Source organism: Seohaeicola sp. (assembly GCF_048006315.1).
Classification (GTDB): domain Bacteria; phylum Pseudomonadota; class Alphaproteobacteria; order Rhodobacterales; family Rhodobacteraceae; genus Seohaeicola.
This window is the reverse complement of the sequence record NZ_CP180350.1, coordinates 2,591,839-2,607,096: the sequence shown is the minus strand read 5'-3', so window position 1 is coordinate 2,607,096 and position 15,258 is coordinate 2,591,839. Positions and strand designations below refer to the sequence as shown.

Annotated in this window: 15 protein-coding genes; 5 read left to right on the top strand and 10 right to left on the bottom strand. The window is 64.6% G+C overall.

Annotated features, from left to right (window positions below; translation table 11 throughout):
* The 4 genes from ACMUJL_RS13120 to ACMUJL_RS13105 form a co-directional block, all read right to left on the bottom strand.
* Positions 1 to 243 (bottom strand): DUF4170 domain-containing protein, encoded by a 243-nt coding sequence (locus ACMUJL_RS13120; RefSeq protein ID WP_068291055.1) that lies wholly within the window; start codon positions 241 to 243, stop codon positions 1 to 3.
* Between the two features lie 93 nt (positions 244 to 336).
* Positions 337 to 1,125 carry a 3'(2'),5'-bisphosphate nucleotidase CysQ gene (locus ACMUJL_RS13115; protein ID WP_375573592.1) on the bottom strand — a complete coding sequence of 263 codons (789 nt, stop codon included), beginning with the start codon at positions 1,123 to 1,125 and terminating at the stop codon, positions 337 to 339.
* A complete protein-coding gene (locus ACMUJL_RS13110; RefSeq protein WP_375573590.1) occupies positions 1,112 to 2,461 on the bottom strand; it encodes a TldD/PmbA family protein in 1,350 nt (449 codons plus the stop codon). The genes ACMUJL_RS13115 and ACMUJL_RS13110 overlap by 14 nt, the downstream gene beginning before the upstream one ends.
* Positions 2,462 to 2,605: 144 nt before the next feature.
* On the bottom strand, positions 2,606 to 4,126 hold the full coding sequence (locus ACMUJL_RS13105) for a DUF2125 domain-containing protein (protein ID WP_375573588.1): 1,521 nt from the start codon (positions 4,124 to 4,126) through the stop codon (positions 2,606 to 2,608).
* Between the two features lie 121 nt (positions 4,127 to 4,247).
* On the opposite strand from ACMUJL_RS13105, the gene ACMUJL_RS13100 reads away from it, so the two are divergent.
* Together ACMUJL_RS13100 and ACMUJL_RS13095 are read left to right on the top strand one after the other, a co-directional pair.
* Positions 4,248 to 5,000, top strand: coding sequence for an SDR family oxidoreductase (locus tag ACMUJL_RS13100; protein WP_375573586.1), 753 nt, complete (start codon positions 4,248 to 4,250; stop codon positions 4,998 to 5,000).
* On the top strand, positions 4,997 to 5,605 hold the full coding sequence (locus ACMUJL_RS13095; RefSeq protein WP_375573584.1) for an enoyl-CoA hydratase/isomerase family protein: 609 nt from the start codon (positions 4,997 to 4,999) through the stop codon (positions 5,603 to 5,605). The genes ACMUJL_RS13100 and ACMUJL_RS13095 overlap by 4 nt, the downstream gene beginning before the upstream one ends.
* 66 nt (positions 5,606 to 5,671) lie before the next feature.
* On the opposite strand, the gene ACMUJL_RS13090 is transcribed toward ACMUJL_RS13095, so the two are convergent.
* Positions 5,672 to 5,974, bottom strand: a complete 303-nt coding sequence (locus ACMUJL_RS13090; RefSeq protein WP_375573582.1) for an HNH endonuclease — start codon at positions 5,972 to 5,974, stop codon at positions 5,672 to 5,674.
* A gap of 44 nt (positions 5,975 to 6,018) precedes the next feature.
* Between ACMUJL_RS13090 and ACMUJL_RS13085 the strand changes: the two genes are divergently transcribed.
* On the top strand, positions 6,019 to 7,206 hold the full coding sequence (locus ACMUJL_RS13085; RefSeq protein ID WP_375573580.1) for a TIGR03862 family flavoprotein: 1,188 nt from the start codon (positions 6,019 to 6,021) through the stop codon (positions 7,204 to 7,206).
* Positions 7,207 to 7,216: 10 nt separating this feature from the next.
* On the opposite strand, the gene ACMUJL_RS13080 is transcribed toward ACMUJL_RS13085, so the two are convergent.
* The 4 genes from ACMUJL_RS13080 to leuS all read right to left on the bottom strand — a co-directional run bounded on the left by ACMUJL_RS13080 (position 7,217) and on the right by leuS (position 12,005).
* Positions 7,217 to 7,801, bottom strand: coding sequence for a glutathione S-transferase family protein (locus ACMUJL_RS13080; RefSeq protein ID WP_416914309.1), 585 nt, complete (start codon positions 7,799 to 7,801; stop codon positions 7,217 to 7,219).
* A 118-nt stretch (positions 7,802 to 7,919) separates the two neighbouring features.
* Complete coding sequence (gene holA / locus ACMUJL_RS13075) at positions 7,920 to 8,945, bottom strand: DNA polymerase III subunit delta (RefSeq protein ID WP_068291067.1); 1,026 nt, start codon at positions 8,943 to 8,945, stop codon at positions 7,920 to 7,922.
* Complete coding sequence (lptE, locus tag ACMUJL_RS13070; protein WP_375573575.1) at positions 8,942 to 9,466, bottom strand: LPS assembly lipoprotein LptE; 525 nt, start codon at positions 9,464 to 9,466, stop codon at positions 8,942 to 8,944. Before lptE ends, holA begins: the two co-directional genes overlap by 4 nt.
* Positions 9,453 to 12,005 (bottom strand): leucine--tRNA ligase, encoded by a 2,553-nt coding sequence (gene leuS, locus ACMUJL_RS13065; RefSeq protein WP_375573573.1) that lies wholly within the window; start codon positions 12,003 to 12,005, stop codon positions 9,453 to 9,455. The genes lptE and leuS overlap by 14 nt, the downstream gene beginning before the upstream one ends.
* A gap of 168 nt (positions 12,006 to 12,173) precedes the next feature.
* Between leuS and ACMUJL_RS13060 the strand changes: the two genes are divergently transcribed.
* Positions 12,174 to 13,433, top strand: a complete 1,260-nt coding sequence (locus tag ACMUJL_RS13060; RefSeq protein WP_375573571.1) for a glycosyltransferase family 4 protein — start codon at positions 12,174 to 12,176, stop codon at positions 13,431 to 13,433.
* Here the strand turns inward: ACMUJL_RS13060 and ACMUJL_RS13055 are convergent.
* Positions 13,430 to 13,921 (bottom strand): DUF3576 domain-containing protein, encoded by a 492-nt coding sequence (locus tag ACMUJL_RS13055; RefSeq protein WP_375573569.1) that lies wholly within the window; start codon positions 13,919 to 13,921, stop codon positions 13,430 to 13,432. The two genes, ACMUJL_RS13060 and ACMUJL_RS13055, sit on opposite strands and share 4 nt — an antisense overlap.
* A gap of 278 nt (positions 13,922 to 14,199) precedes the next feature.
* On the opposite strand from ACMUJL_RS13055, the gene ACMUJL_RS13050 reads away from it, so the two are divergent.
* A complete protein-coding gene (locus tag ACMUJL_RS13050; RefSeq protein ID WP_416914308.1) occupies positions 14,200 to 15,153 on the top strand; it encodes a porin in 954 nt (317 codons plus the stop codon).
* The last annotated feature ends 105 nt before the right edge of the window (positions 15,154 to 15,258 follow it).

Genomic DNA, 15,258 nt, shown 5'->3' with positions numbered 1-15,258 from the left:
TCAGCCGATCTCCCGCGTGGGGGAAGATTCCTTGCCTTCGTCCAGCATGCGGTGAAGATGGGTGATGAAGTAACGCATATGCGCATCATCCACGGTGCGCTGCGCCTCGGCCTTCCATGCGCGATAGGCACTGGCATAGTCCGGGAAAATGCCCACGATATGCAAATTGTCCACGTCGCGGAATTCGGTGCTGCCGGGTGCGTTCAGTTCACCGCCGAAGACAAGGTGCAGGCGCTGGGTCATGAGGCTCTCCCGTCGGGTTTTCAAGGCGTTCGGGGGCAACCTAAGCGCTGGGGCGGTTGGCCGCAAGTTTTCGCAGGCTGTCGCGGTGCCGCATCATCCCGGCCAGGGGGCCAGGCGTTCGACCAGGGCGCTGTGCAACGTGCCGTGTGCGGCCAGCACGCCATTGACCTGCGGATGGGGGTTGTTGAAACGCAAAGGGGCGCCGCTGCGGTCCGTGGTGCGCGCACCCGCCTCCTGCAGGATCAGCGCGCCTGCGGCGATGTCCCATTCCCAACTCGGGCGCAGGGTTAGCATCGCGTCGAATCGCCCTTCCGCGACAAGGGACAGCCGATAGGCCAGCGAGGGGCGGTGGTGCCGTTCCATCACCGGCACCTGCCTGTCCCGCCAGTGCACCGGGTCATAGACCGGACGCGCGGCGAGCATCGTCGCCCCACTGATCCCACCGGGGGCGGAGGCCTTGATCGGCTTGCCGTTCAGAAAGGCGCCTTGTCCTGCAGCCGCTGCATAAAGCTTGTCCTTGAGCGGCAGAAAAACGACCGCTGCGGTGATCTGTCCGTGTTCGGCCACTGCCAGCGAATGCGCCCATGTTGCGCTGCCGTCGATGAAGCTGCGCGTGCCGTCGATCGGATCGACGATGAAGACCCGCGCGCGGTCCAGACGATCGGCAGTGTCGGGCGTTTCTTCGGACAGCCAGCCGTAATCGGGTCTTTCCCCTGTCAGCCTTTCCCGCAGAAGCCGGTCCACGGCCAGGTCCGCCTCGGTCACGGGGCCTGCGCCCGCGTCCTTGTCCCAGCGTTTGGCCGTCGGGCCGCTGAAGCCTGTCGCAACCTGGCCCGCCGCCCGCGCCGCCGCGATCAGCAGATCAAGATCAGTCGCCGGCAAGGGTCATCCCTTCGACCAGAAGCGAGGGCACCACGCGGCTCAGGTGCTGGCGGGCATCGTTGGCGGGAATGATGCGGCGCAGCATGTCGCGCAGGTTGCCCGCGATGGTGCATTCGTTGACGGGATAGGCAATCTGCCCGTTCTCGACCCACAGGCCCGATGCGCCGCGTGAATAATCCCCGGTATTGGGGTTGATCGTGGACCCGATCATCGAGGTGACCAGCAGGCCGGTTCCCATGTCGCGGATCAGGTCGTCGCGGCTGGCGTTGCCCTGGGTCAGGGCCACGTTCCAGTTCGACGGCGACGGCGGGGCCGATGTTCCGCGCGCCGCGTTGGCGGTGGATTGCATCCCCAGCTTGCGCGCGGTGGCCAGATCCAGCGTCCAGCCGGTCAGGATCCCGTCCTGCACGATGGCCCGGCGCTGCGTCGGCAGCCCCTCGGCGTCGAAGGGGCGCGAGGCGATGGCGCGCGGGCGCAGCGGATCCTCGATCAGTGACAGGTGGTCGGGCAGCACCGGCTGACCCAGCGCCCCCAGCAACCAGGACGAGCCGCGCGCAATGGCGCTGCCGTTGATCGCCGCCAGCAGATGCCCGATCAGCGAGGACGATATGCGTTCATCGAAAAGCACCGGATAGGTCCCGGTCTTCGGCTTGCGCGCGCCCTGACGCTCCACGGCCCGATGGCCCGCGCTTTGACCGATGTCCTCGGGGCTGCGCAGGTCGGCCTGGAAGATGCGCATGTCGCCATCGTAATCGCGTTCCATCCCGGTGCCGCTGCCGCTGATGGCAACGCAGCTGACGGCCCTGTCGGAGCGGGAATACCCGGCGGAAAAACCGTTGGTCGCGGCCAGATGCACATGGCGCAGCCCGTAGCCCGCGCTGGCCGATTGCACCTGTGTCACGCCCTGCACCGCCAGCGCCGCCGCTTCGGCGCGCGCCGCGTCCTCCTGCAGGGTGGCGGGATCGGGCTCTGGCGCGGGGTCGCACATCTCAAGCGCCGCGATGTCCCAATCGCGCGCAAGCTGCGCGGGATCGGCCAGACCGATATGCGGATCAAGCGGCGCCTCGCGCGCCATGGCGACGGCGCGTTCGGCCATTGCCGCAAGCGTGGCGGGGTTCACATCGGAGGCCGAGACATTCGCCTGCCGCTGTCCCACCATAACGCGCAGGCCCAGGTCGATCCCCTCGGACCGTTCGGCCTGTTCCAGAACGCCGCCGCGCATGTCGATGGCGATGGATGTGCCCTGCACCGCCATAGCATCGGCGGCATCCGCGCCCGCGCGGCGCGCAGCGTCCAGAAGGGCCGATGTCAGGGTGTCCAGCGGTGGAATGGTCATGGGCAGCTTCTCCTTGCACTGGGGCTGAGGTAGGCCGCTGCGGGCAGATGCGCAAGGGCATGGGCGCGCCGCCGCGGGCCGCATCAAGAAACAGGGCCGCGCGGGTGATGTCCGGCGGCCCTGGTTGCGTCGTTGTCGCCGGGATCAGCGCAGGCGCTGACCGTTGGCCAGAAGCTGTCCGTCCGGGGTGATTTCAATCCGCGAGGTCAGGCTGTCCGGTCCCGATCCGGGGCGCGCGAACAGGCCCAGCATCATGCGTGCGCCCATCGCCTGTTCCTCGGGCAGAAGGCCCATCGCCACCAGCGTATCCAGCAAAGAGTTGCCGCCGGTCAGCTGCAGGTCCAGCGCGCCCTGGGGCCTTGGCATGCCGGGAAAGGTGGTCATGTCCGCGTTGTCGAAGGTGAAATCACCGGCGCCGGACAGGCGCGCACCGGCAATGGCCAGTGTCAGCGCGTTCACCGTCAGGGCATGGATTTCGCCGAAGGGCGAACTGGCCGCCATCATCGCCTGTTCGTCCATGATATCCTGCGTAAGCCGCGCCTTGCCCGCAAGGTCGATCTGGATCGTGGCCGGATCGCGCGGCAACTGGCCGGCGGGATCGATCATGCCCCAGATCATGTCCGAGACCGCAACATCCCCAAGGGTCAGGCCAAGGCCGAAATCCGTCGGATCTTCGGTCTGGCCGATGGGCATCAGCATGTTGAACCCGGCCTGCCCCATGGTCAGGGTGATGGGCAGGGGAATATCGGTGCCGGCATAGTTCATCGCCACGCCAGTGGCCTCGCCCGAATAAAGCATGCTGGTACTATCCAGACGCATGGTCAGGTTGCCCGCCTCCGAGCTTGTATTGCCCTCGAAACTCTGGCCCTGGCCGGTGATCGCGAATTCGGATGTGCCGTTTTCATAGGTGTAGCCCCCCGAGACCGCAAATCCCGCCTTCAGGGCCGCAGGCATGTCCGATGTGTCGATATCGGCCGGAAGCGACGCAGTGCCATCGAAGCTGAGGTTTTCGATGCTGCCCGTGACATCGACGACACCTGTCGGATCCTCGGGATTGACGATGTCCAGCACATAGCTCAGTGCGCCCGCGGTCATTGTCTGCACGATCTGGCGCAGCTCGGTGCCGGTCGAGGCGGAATTCCCGGCCAGATCGGTGACGGTCATGCGGGCATCGCGAATGTCCATCGGCACATCGCCCATCGACAGACTGTTCAGCACAAAGGCCATCTCTGCCGCCGAATAGGTATAGACGAAGTTGTCGGGATCGCCCGACACCACAAGGTCGAACCCTTTCTGCGCGTAATCCATCGTCATCGTGATGTCTTCGCCCTGCCCGTCGGGCGGCGTTGCGGTGATGGCCATGGGGACGCGGTCCGGCATGGTGACACGGACCCGGCCGTCCCCCAGCTCGGTAAAGGTCATGCTGTCCATCGCCAGGCTGGCAGTGCCGCCGTCATCGGGAATGGCCATGGTCATCGTCAGACCGCTGACGGTCAGCCCGTCCGACGCGGTCTGTTCGGTGCCGTTGACCGTATAGCCGAACCCTTCGAGATATCCCTTGAAATCTGTCCAGACATGTTCGGCGGTAACGTCTGCGCAGGCGACAGAGCCCGACAAGACGAGTGCGATGGCGCTGCTGCCCATGCGGAGTGACCGGAGACCCATGTCATATACCTTTCCGAGATTTTCGCCCAGTGTGACCTATGCATGCGGGGCGTCAAGGTGTCTTGCGGCTGGACCCCGCCAATTGAGCGGTTTACCACGGACAAAACACGGTGAGGACAAGATGGACGCAATCAAGGGCAAGACGGTTCTGATCACCGGCGCAAGCCGGGGAATCGGCGAGGCGGCGGCGCGGGCGTTCGCGGCCGCGGGGGCGCAGGTGGTGCTGGCGGCGCGTGACGGCGATGCCGTGGCGCGCATCGCGACCGAGATCGGGGACGCCGCGGCGGGGATTGCCTGCGACGTGACGGACCCGGCACAGGTGCAGGCAGCGGTCGATCTGACCAGCAGCCGTTTCGGCGGGCTGGATATCCTGATCGGCAATGCCGGTGTGATCGAGCCGATCGCCCGGCTTGATGCGGCAGATCCGGCGGCATGGTCGCGCGCCATCGACATCAACCTGAAGGGCGTCTTTCATGGCATGCGCGCGGCGCTGCCGGTCATGCAGGCACAAGGGCACGGCACCATCATCACGATCAGTTCGGGGGCGGCGCACAACCCGCTGGAAGGCTGGAGCGGCTATTGCGCCTCAAAGGCGGGTGCCGCCATGCTGACCTCCTGCGCCCATCTGGAAGCGGGGGGCGCGGGCCTGCGGATCATGGGCCTGTCACCGGGCACGGTGGCCACGGACATGCAGCGCGTGATCAAGGCCAGCGGTGTGGGGCCGATCGCGCAGCTGGACTGGGAAGATCACATTCCCGCCGACTGGCCGGCGCGTGCGCTGATGTGGATGTGCAGCCCCGATGCCGATGACTGGCTGGGCCGCGAGGTGTCGCTGCGCGACGAGGGCATTCGCCGCCGGGTGGGTCTGACATGATCGAGCTGGAGAAGAACGCCGGTCTCTGGACCGTGACGATCAACCGGCCCGACAAGGCCAATTCCCTGACGGCCGCGATGCTGGAAGAGCTGTGCGAGATCGCCGAGGCCGCGCAGCAGGCGCAGGTCTTCATCCTGACCGGCAAGGGCCGCGTGTTCAGCGCCGGTGCGGATCTCGAGGCCGCGCGCGCCGGTCTGGCCACCAGCCCGCTGTGGGAACGGCTGTCGGGCGCCATTGCCGCGCTGCCGGGGTTGAGCATTGCTGCGTTGAACGGCACGCTGGCGGGCGGTGCCACGGGCATGGCGCTGGCCTGCGATCTGCGGATCGCTGTCCCCGAAGCGCGGTTCTTCTATCCGGTGATGAAGCTGGGCTTTCTGCCGCAGCCGTCGGATCCGGCGCGGATGCTGGCGCTGATGGGACCTGCGCGCACCAAGCTGATCCTGATGGGCGGGCAGAAGATCACCGCCGACGAGGCGCTGACCTATGGCCTGATCGACCGGATCGTCGAGGATGTGGCCCTGCTGGACGTGGCGCGCGCCATCGCGGCCGACACGCTGGCGGCAAAGCCGGAATTCGTCAGCACGATCAAGGCGATGTGCCGCTGAGGGGCAGCTGTCGGATTGGATATTTGGAGCAAGAAGAAACAGGCCGCCGTTCTGTCGTCTGCGACTTTAGCGCCTGCGCCGGGGGCCGGGGATTTTCGAGATGAATTCCGGCGGGCGTTTCGCGACCCACTGCGCGAAACGTGCAAGGCGCGGATGGCCGCGCAGGGCCTCGGGCGTGTTGAAATGGCGGGCCAGTTCGGTTTCGGTCAGGGCGGCGTGCACCTCGCGGTGGCAGATGTGATGCATCAGAACGGTCGGACCGCCCTTGCCGCCCTTCAGCTTGGGGATCAGGTGATGCAGCGATTGCGGCGCCTCCGGCGGGATCGGGCGCAGGCAGAGCGGGCAGATCGGGCTATGATTGGTATCCATGCTGCGCAAGGATGGGACATGCGGCTGCAAAGGCAAGGGCGGGCATGAGGCAAGCTTTGGTGATCGGGGCGGGTCCTGCGGGATTGATGGCGGCAGAGGCACTGGCGCAGGCAGGATTGTCTGTTCTGGTGACCGAAGCCAAGCCTTCGGTCGGTCGCAAGTTCCTGATGGCGGGCAAGTCGGGGCTGAACATCACCAAGGATGAAGCCTTTGAAAGCTTTGTCGCGGCCTATGCCGAGGCCGCCCCCCTCCTGCGCCCCGCGCTGGAGGTCTTTGGTCCTGAGGATGCGCAGGACTGGGCGCGCGGACTGGGGCAGGCGGTGTTCACGGGATCATCGGGTCGGGTGTTCCCGGTGGTCATGAAAGCCTCGCCCCTGTTGCGGGCCTGGGCGGCGCGGCTGTCGGGGCTGGGGGTGGAGATCCGCACGCGCTGGCGCTGGATGGGTCTTGAGGACGGTTTCCGCTTTGACACGCCCGAGGGCGTGCAGGTGCTGCGCCCGGATGTGACCGTGCTAGCCTGCGGTGGCGCAAGCTGGGTGCGGCTGGGGTCGGACGGGCGCTGGGCCGATCTTTTGCCCGATGTGGCGCTGGCGCCGTTCCAGCCTGCGAACATGGGGTTTGCCGTGGCCTGGTCCGTGCATATGGCGGGGCACCTGGGAAAGCCGGTCAAGGGAATCGCGCTGCATGCGGGCGATGCGGCGTCGCGCGGGGAGATCATGCTGTCGGCCAAGGGGATCGAGGGGGGCGGCATCTATGCGGTGTCGCGCGCGCTGCGCGAGGGCGCGCCGCTGCTGCTGGATCTTGCCCCTGACCTGTCGCTATCCGAGGTGGCGGCGCGCATCGCGCGGCCGCGCGGCAAGGCGAGCCTGTCCAACCATCTGCGCAAGGCGCTGCGGATGGATCCGGTCAAGCTGGCGCTGCTGATGGAATGCGGCCAGCCCGTGCCGCGCGATCCCGCTGCGTTGGCGGGTCTGATCAAGGCGCTGCCCGTGCCGCATGCCGGGCCGCTGCCCATGGACGAGGCGATTTCGACCGCCGGGGGTATCCGGCTGGAGGCGCTGGATGCGGGGTTGATGATCCGCGCCATGGCCGGTGTCTTCGCGGCGGGCGAGATGCTGGACTGGGAGGCGCCGACGGGGGGCTACCTGATCACGGCGGCGCTGGCGACGGGCCTTTGGGCGGGGCAACACGCGGCCCTTTGGGCGCAGGATCAGGGGGCCACAGCCCCCTGAGACGCAGGGATTACCTGGCGGCGGCGCGTTTGAAGGCGTCGCGGCTGCGCATGACCTTGGCATAGGCCAGCAGCTTGGGCTGGTCGATTTCGAACTTGGCGGAATAGGCCCAGTTCAGGCAATGCGCTGCGATGATATCGGCAATCGTCATCTGCTCGCCCATCAGGAAGGGGCCTTCCATGTTGTCCGCCAGCCGTTCGATGTTGCGCGTGAATTCCCACTTGAGGCTGTCCTTGACCTCGGGCACGCGCTTGTCCTCGGGCAGGATGAAACTGTGGCGCGCGGCGGTCCACAGAACCGCGTCCAGCTCGTCCAGCACCATATGGGTCATGCCGTCCTGGCGGGCGCGATCGACCGTGCCGGCGGGATAGGTCAGCTTGCCGTGCTTGTCCGCCAGATAGGTCAGGATCGCGGTTGAATTGACCATGCAGGCGTCGCCATCACGCAGCGCCGGGATCTTGCCCGAGGGGTTGGCGGCCAGCGCCTCGGGGCTGTGGGGCTTGGCGGCGGTGTGCTTGTAGGGCTGTTCCAGCTCTTCCAGCATCCACATGACCCGGAATGCGCGGCTTTGGGTGCCGCCGATGACTTCGTACATGATGTTCTTCTCCCTCACGGGCGCGGGCGCGCCGTTTCCGCGGACATGTGATCCTGTTTCGGTCCGGATTTCCAGAGGTGGCGCGCGGGTTTTTCGCACCGCTCCCGTGACCGGCGCCTCAGCGCCGCGCCAGCATCGACAGACGGATCAGGGTGCGTTCCACAAGGGCCATCGCCGGCGCGTGCTGCCCGGCCGAGCGCAGTTGCAGGTCGGTGTCGGTGATCAGACCGAGGGCCATTTCCAGCCGGGGCACGGGCCAGCCCTGGGCCTGTCGCAGGATCTTGTCGCGGCGCGGGCCGAAAACCGGGGGGCGCAGTTTGCCGATGCCCTGCGCCGGACCGCCGGGATCAGAGGCCGCGGCATAAAGCGTGCGGAAATGGCGCGCCGCCGCGATGCACAAGGTGACAGGCTGCACGCCTTGGGCCAGCAGCTTGCGCATCACGGGGCCGATCATCTCGCCGCGCCCTTCGGCCACGATGTCGAGCACATCGTCCATATCCGCCTCTGAGGTGGCGGGGGCGCAGGCGGCGATATCCTCGGCGGTGACGGGGCTGGTGTCGCCCAGCTTGTAGAGCGACAGCTTTTCCAGGGTCTGGCGAAAATCGCCCGGCTCGATCTCTTGCGCCAAGGCGCCAAGTGCCGACATCGCGGCATTGTCCAGATCCGCCAGCCCGGCGCGGGCCAGTTCGGCGGCGATTTCCTCACGCGTGGGGGGATTGTCGTAAATCCCCGCAGCATAGGCGTTGGGGTGACCCTCGAACAGGGCGCGCAGCTTGGATTTGGCGGCCAGCGCGCCCGCCGTGACGATGATCTGGGCATCGCCCTTCTGCCAATCCGACAGGGCGGCGGCGATCACATCTGTCAGCGTGTCGGTCGCATCCTCGACAAAGGCGACGCGGGGGCCGGGGAAAAAGCTGATCGCCTTGACCGCATCCTGCAGGGCGGCGGGATCCTTGCGCAGGTCGGCGGCAGGCAGGCGGGCAAGCCGCATTTCTTCTTCGCCGGCGGGGCCGATCAGGGCGGCGATCACCTCTTGCCGCTTGAGCGCCACCCGCATCGCGTCGGTGCCATAAATCAGCAGGCCGGTCCGGTCCGGGTCGGGGCGCGCGAAATAGCGCGGTGCGTCGCGAGGGCCGAGTTTCATGGGGCCAGCCTGTCAGCGGTCAGGGCAAGCCGGGTGACCATCTGGTCAGCCAGCAGAACGGCCAGGCGTTCGCGCGCATCGCGCACGGCCGCTTCGGTGGCCGAGGTCGAACCCGTGGTGGAAAAGCCTGTAAAGCCATCGACGCTATCGCGGAGCAGCACGGCATCGGTGGCGCGGTCACGCAAAACGAAATCGACGCGACCGACAAGGTTGAAGCGGGTTGTCACGTTTTCTGCGGTCACCGCCATGCGTTGCCCGCTGATCGTATAGGCATAGCCCAGGGCATAGGGCCCGTCGGTACCGCGCCCAAGCCGGGCTTCGAATTGCTGGATCAACAGAAATTCGTCGCGCGCGCGCGGTGCATCGGGCAGGATGCTGTCCTGCAGCCGGCTGGCCTGACCCGATGGGCCATAGACGGGCGTGAAGCCACAGCCCCCCAAGGCAAGACTACCCAGAACAAGCCCGCCCAGGCCCAGAGACCCGAGCCTGCGCAGAACTGCTCTTCGGTCAGATGACGACATTCACGATCCGTCCGGGGACGATGACAAGCTTCTTGGGCGCGGCCCCATCCAGCGCCTTGACCACAGCATCATGGGCCAGGACGATCTTTTCAAGCTCTGCCTTGTCGATCTCGCGCGCCACGCTGATTTCCGCGCGTCGCTTGCCGTTGATCTGGATCGGCAGCACCACCGTGTCGTCGATCAGCATCGATTCGTCGGCCACGGGCCAGTCTGCCGCCGCGATCAGGCCATCACCCCCCAGAAGGGACCAGATTTCCTCGGACAGGTGCGGGGTCATCGGGGCCATCAGTTGCGCCAGCGTGCGGGCTGCGGTGCGGCGCGCCTCGGTACCGGCGGTGGATTTGGCCAGCGTGTTGGTGAAGGCGTAAAGACGGGCGATGGCCGCGTTGAAGCCGAAGGATTCGATGCCGCCCGTCACCTCGTGGATGCATTTGTGCATCGCGCGCAGCAGGTCTTCGTCCGCGGCATTGGGCGCCTCGTCCGAGGCGGCGATATCGGCGGCGATGCGGTGCACGCGGGCCAGATGCTTGAACGTCGCCTCGGCGCCCGAGGCGGTCCATTCCACGTCACGTTCGGGCGGGCTGTCGGACAGAACGAACCAGCGTGCGGTATCCGCGCCATAGGCAGAGATGATGTTGACCGGATCGACCACGTTCTTCTTTGACTTGGACATCTTGGCCGAGGGGATGATTTCGACCGCTTCGCCGGTGGCGATCAGGCGGCCATTCTCGACATCTTCGGGCAGGTGATAGACCGGACGGCCGTTGGCGTCGCGCGTCTGGTAGATTTCATGCGTGACCATGCCCTGGGTAAACAGGGCATCAAAGGGTTCGCGCGCCTTGTCGGGCAGGTGGCCGGTGATGTTCATCGCCCGCGCGAAGAAGCGCGAATAAAGCAGGTGCAGAATCGCATGTTCGATGCCGCCGATATACTGATCGACATTCATCCAGTATTCGGCCTCGGCCATATCCGTGGGAGTTGCGGCATGGGGCGCGGTGAAGCGCGCGTAATACCACGAGCTGTCCACGAACGTGTCCATCGTGTCGGTCTCGCGCCGCGCAGGCGCGCCGCATGTGGGGCAGGTGCAGTCGCGCCATGTCGGGTGACGGTCCAGCGGGTTGCCGGGCACGTCGAAGGTGACGTCGTCGGGCAGGCGGATGGGCAGGTTTTCCTTCGCCTCGGGCACCACGCCGCAGGTGTCGCAATGCACGACCGGAATCGGGCAACCCCAGTAGCGTTGCCGCGACAGGCCCCAGTCGCGCAGGCGGAACTTGGTGACACCGTGACCGACGCCGTTGCTTTCGCAGAAGGTGATGGCGGCTTCGACGGCCTGTTCGCCGGTCTGCCATGCCTCGCCTGCGAACCCTTTGTTGTAGAATACCTTTTCCGACTTGAGCGGCACATAGGCTTCGGTCAGTTCGGTCGCGCTGTCTTCGGAGGGCAGGAAGGTCGAGATGATCGGCAGGCCGTATTTCGTGGCAAAGTCGAAGTCGCGCTGATCATGCGCGGGGCAGCCAAAGATCGCGCCCGTGCCGTAATCCATCAGGATGAAGTTGGCGATATAGACCGGCAGTTCCCAGGCGGTGTCGAAGGGATGACGCACGCGCAGGCCAGTGTCTAAGCCCTTCTTTTCAGCTTTTTCAAGCGCTTCCTCGGTCGTGCCACCCTTGCGGCAATCGGCGCAGAAGGCCGCGACCTCGGGGTTGTCACGCTCAAGCTGGCGGGCCAGCGGATGATCGGGCGAGATGCCCACGAAGCTGGCGCCCAGCAGGGTATCGGGGCGAGTGGTATAGACCTCGATCCGGTCGGTGCCATGCGGTCCGTCGATCAGCGAGAAGGCGAATTGCAACCCGCGCGACTTGCCGATCCAGTTCGACTGCATCAGCCGCACCTTGGCGGGCCAGTTGTCCAGCCCGTCCAGCGCGGTCAGCAGTTCTTCGGAATAGTCGGAAATCTTGAAGAACCACTGCGTCAGCTCGCGCCGTTCGACATCGGCGCCCGATCGCCAGCCCTTGCCGTCGATCACCTGCTCATTGGCAAGAACGGTCATGTCGACCGGGTCCCAGTTCACCACGGCGTTCTTGCGATAGACCAGGCCCTTTTCCAGCATATCGAGGAAAAGCGCCTGCTGCTGGCCGTAGTATTCGGGATCGCAGGTGGCGAACTCGCGGCTCCAGTCGATGGACAGGCCCAGCGGTTTCATCTGCGCGCGCATGTCCGCGATGTTCTGATAGGTCCAGTCCTTGGGGTGGCCGCCAATCGCCATCGCGGCGTTTTCGGCCGGCATGCCGAAAGCGTCCCAGCCCATCGGGTGCAGCACGTTGAAGCCCTTGGTCACCTTGTAGCGCGCGATCACGTCGCCCATCGTGTAGTTGCGCACATGCCCCATGTGGATGCGTCCCGACGGATAGGGGAACATTTCCAGCACGTAATATTTCGGCTTGGTCGTCTGGCTGCCCGGCACGGCGCGGAACAGGCCGGCGCTGTCCCAGGCTGTTTGCCATTTCGCTTCGATCTGGGCGGCATCATAGCGTGACATCGGATGACCTCTTGTTCGGGCTGCGGGGTCCCTTGGACCAGTTCAGAGCGCGTGATAGGCCCGCTTTGGCCCACGGTCTAGGGGCGGCGCGCAAAAATGCGGGTCTGTGCAGGGCAAATTTGCCTTGTATAAGGGGTTGGCGGGACGAGTAGGGAACGGTTTTCCAGAATGCGGGTGCTTTTCATCCACCAGAATTTTCCGGGTCAGTTCAAGCATCTGGCGCCAGCGCTGGTGCAGCGGGGCCATGATTGCCTGGCCCTGACCCTGCGCGTCAAGGAAGCAGCCACCTGGAACGGCGTGCGCGTCTTGCCCTATGCGATCAAGCGCCGGCCGGGTCAGGGCGTGCATCCCTGGCTGGCCGATACCGAAACCAAGGTGATCCGGGGCGAGGCCTGTTACCGCGCGGCCCGCGCCTTGCGACAGCAGGGATATGTGCCCGATCTGATCGTGGCGCATCCCGGCTGGGGCGAGGCGATGTTTCTGCGCGATGTCTGGCCGCAGGTGCGCATCGGTCTCTATTGCGAGCTATACCACCTGTCGGACCCCGATCACCTTGGGTTCGATCCCGAATTCATGCCAAGGGTCGATCAGGTCGAGCGGCTGCGCATCCGCATGAAGAACCTCAACAACCTGATCCATCAACCGCTCTGCGACATGGGAATCAGCCCCACACGGTTTCAGGCCGATACCTTTCCCGCAGCCTATCGCGACCGGATCAGCGTGATCCATGACGGGATCGACACCGATCATCTGACGCCAGATCCCGCCGCGCGTTTCGATCTTGCCGATGGCCGGACGCTGACCCGCAACGACGAGGTGATCACCTTCGTCAATCGCAACCTCGAGCCCTATCGCGGCTACCATGTCTTCATGCGCGCGCTGCCGGACCTGCTTGCGCGACGGCCGCAGGCACAGGTCCTTGTCGTTGGCGGGGACCAGGTGTCCTATGGTGCGAAACCACCCAACGGGCAGACATGGAAGCAGATTTTCATAGATGAGGTGCGCGGCCGCATTCCTGATGAAGACTGGTCGCGGGTGCATTTCCTGGGGCGGATTCCCTATGATCGCTTCGTGACGCTGCTGCAGGTGTCACGCGTGCATCTCTACCTGACCTACCCTTTCGTTCTCAGCTGGTCGCTGTTCGAAGCGATGAGCGTCGGGGCCGCGATCGTGGCCAGCGACACCGCCCCTGTGCGCGAGGCTGTCCGTGACGGCGAAACCGGATTTCTGGTGGATTTCTTCGATGGCCGCGCGCTGGTGGACCGTGCCTGCGCCTTGCTGGACGATCCCGATCTGCGGCAGCGCTTCGGGCAGGCGGCCCGTTCACATGTGCGGGGCAAATATGACCTCAGCCGCATATGCCTGCCGCAGCAGCTTGACTGGATCGAGCGTCTGGCCGCGGCAAGCCCCGGCCAGATCAGCGATTAGCGGCGCCCGTCTGCGATGCGCAGTTGACGCGCGCGGGACAGGATCGCATCCTCGACGGCGCGCTGGGTTCCGGCGGCAACAGGACCGGAGCGCGTCTGCAAAGCCACGCTGAGCGCGCGCGCCTCGAGCGCGGGATCCTTGATATGCACCGTGCCGCGATAGGCCTGACCACCACCCGGCGGGGTGCCATAACCAAAGACGATCACGCCCGTGAAGGGATCGACCGATTCGATGGGCATGAAGTTCAGCACATCCAGCGATGCGTTCCAAAGATAGCGGTTCACCTCGACCGACACGTCTGGCGGATTGCGCCGGAATGCATCGAAGATCGACTGACCCGTATTGAAGGCGTTCGCATCGCGCCCGGCGTCAAAGATGACCGGCGGGCCGTCTGCCTGGGCATCGTCCTCGGCGCGATTGCCGCAGGCGGCCAGGGCGAAAACCAGCAATCCTGCAGTGAAAACCCTGAAAGCGTGCTGTTTCATCATTGCCCAGCCCAGTTTGGAAATTCCATTGTCACCGTCCTAGCCAAGCCTGCCCTGCGGGGCAAGCTCTTTGCTGAAACGCACGGGCACGCGGGCGTGCAGCGGTTGCCGCCTGATGCGGTCCGTCGTCCAATGTGTGACATAGGTGCACCACGTCCCACGGGTTTGCTCCGTTATCTTCTGGATCGCTTGCATCGGGCAGGCAAAAAGAGCGAAACGATTGCCATACCCAAGGCAGACTCGCTGTTTTGGGCATTCTTTGAAAAACCGAGGGCAACGAAATGAAAAACCTTCTTATCGCAACTACCGCACTGGTCGCCACCGCTGGTGTTGCTTCTGCTGAAATAACGCTGAGCGGCTTTGGTCGTGTTGGTGCAACTTACCTTGAGAATCGCTTCAACGACACAAACAGCAACAACATTCAAGATGCTGGCGAAGTGAACGAAAAGCAGACCCAGGTAGAGCACCGTATGCGCATCGTGATCACTGGCGAAGCAGAGGCTGAGTTTGGTGTAACTTTCAGCGCTCAGACTCGCATTCAGGCGGATGATGCTGCTACTACCGCTCAGGATACTTTCCAGTCGACGTCCGGTGCGCTCTACGCTCCTGCTTACCGCATTGGCTATCAGGGCCTGAGCCTGGCTGTTGGCAACGTGAGCCTTGTCGAGGAAACCGCTGGGTACGCCGCAGGTTCGTTGGGCTACACTGGTTTCATGTATGCGAACCCGCGTGCGTTCAACGGCGATGCAAACTATGGCAACTGGACCGCGACCACTGATGGCGTGATCATGTTGACCTATGCGAACGCTGGCTTCAAGGTTGGTGTCTCGACATCTGATACCGCCGCGGGTGTGCAGCGCAATGTCGCGTCGGCATCCTACTCTGCTGCTGGCTACACTGTTGCTGTGACCGCGCAAGACAGCGATAACAATGATCAAGACTTCGTGTCGCTTCACGTTGGCGGCAAGGTTGAGCAAATCGGCTTTGCAATCTACGCTGACAACTACAAGAACGGTACCAACGGTTTCGGTGCATCGGTTTCGATGAGCGTTGCCGAAGGACTGAATGTTGCGCTGACTGCAAACACTGTTGATAACAGCGTCGGTGTGCAGAAAGACGAATTGTTCGGCGTTGGCTTCAACTACGATCTGGGTGCAGGTGTATCGCTGGGTGGTGGCGTTGCCAGCATGCGTGGTTCGAACTACGCTGAAATGGGCGTCGTGTTTAACTTCTAATCCACTCTGGATTTGATGTAGGGAAAGAGCGGGCTTCGGCTCGCTCTTTTCTTTTGTATAACGCATATAACTTTCGGTCAGGCCTAAGACAGGCTTTCAGGTCGA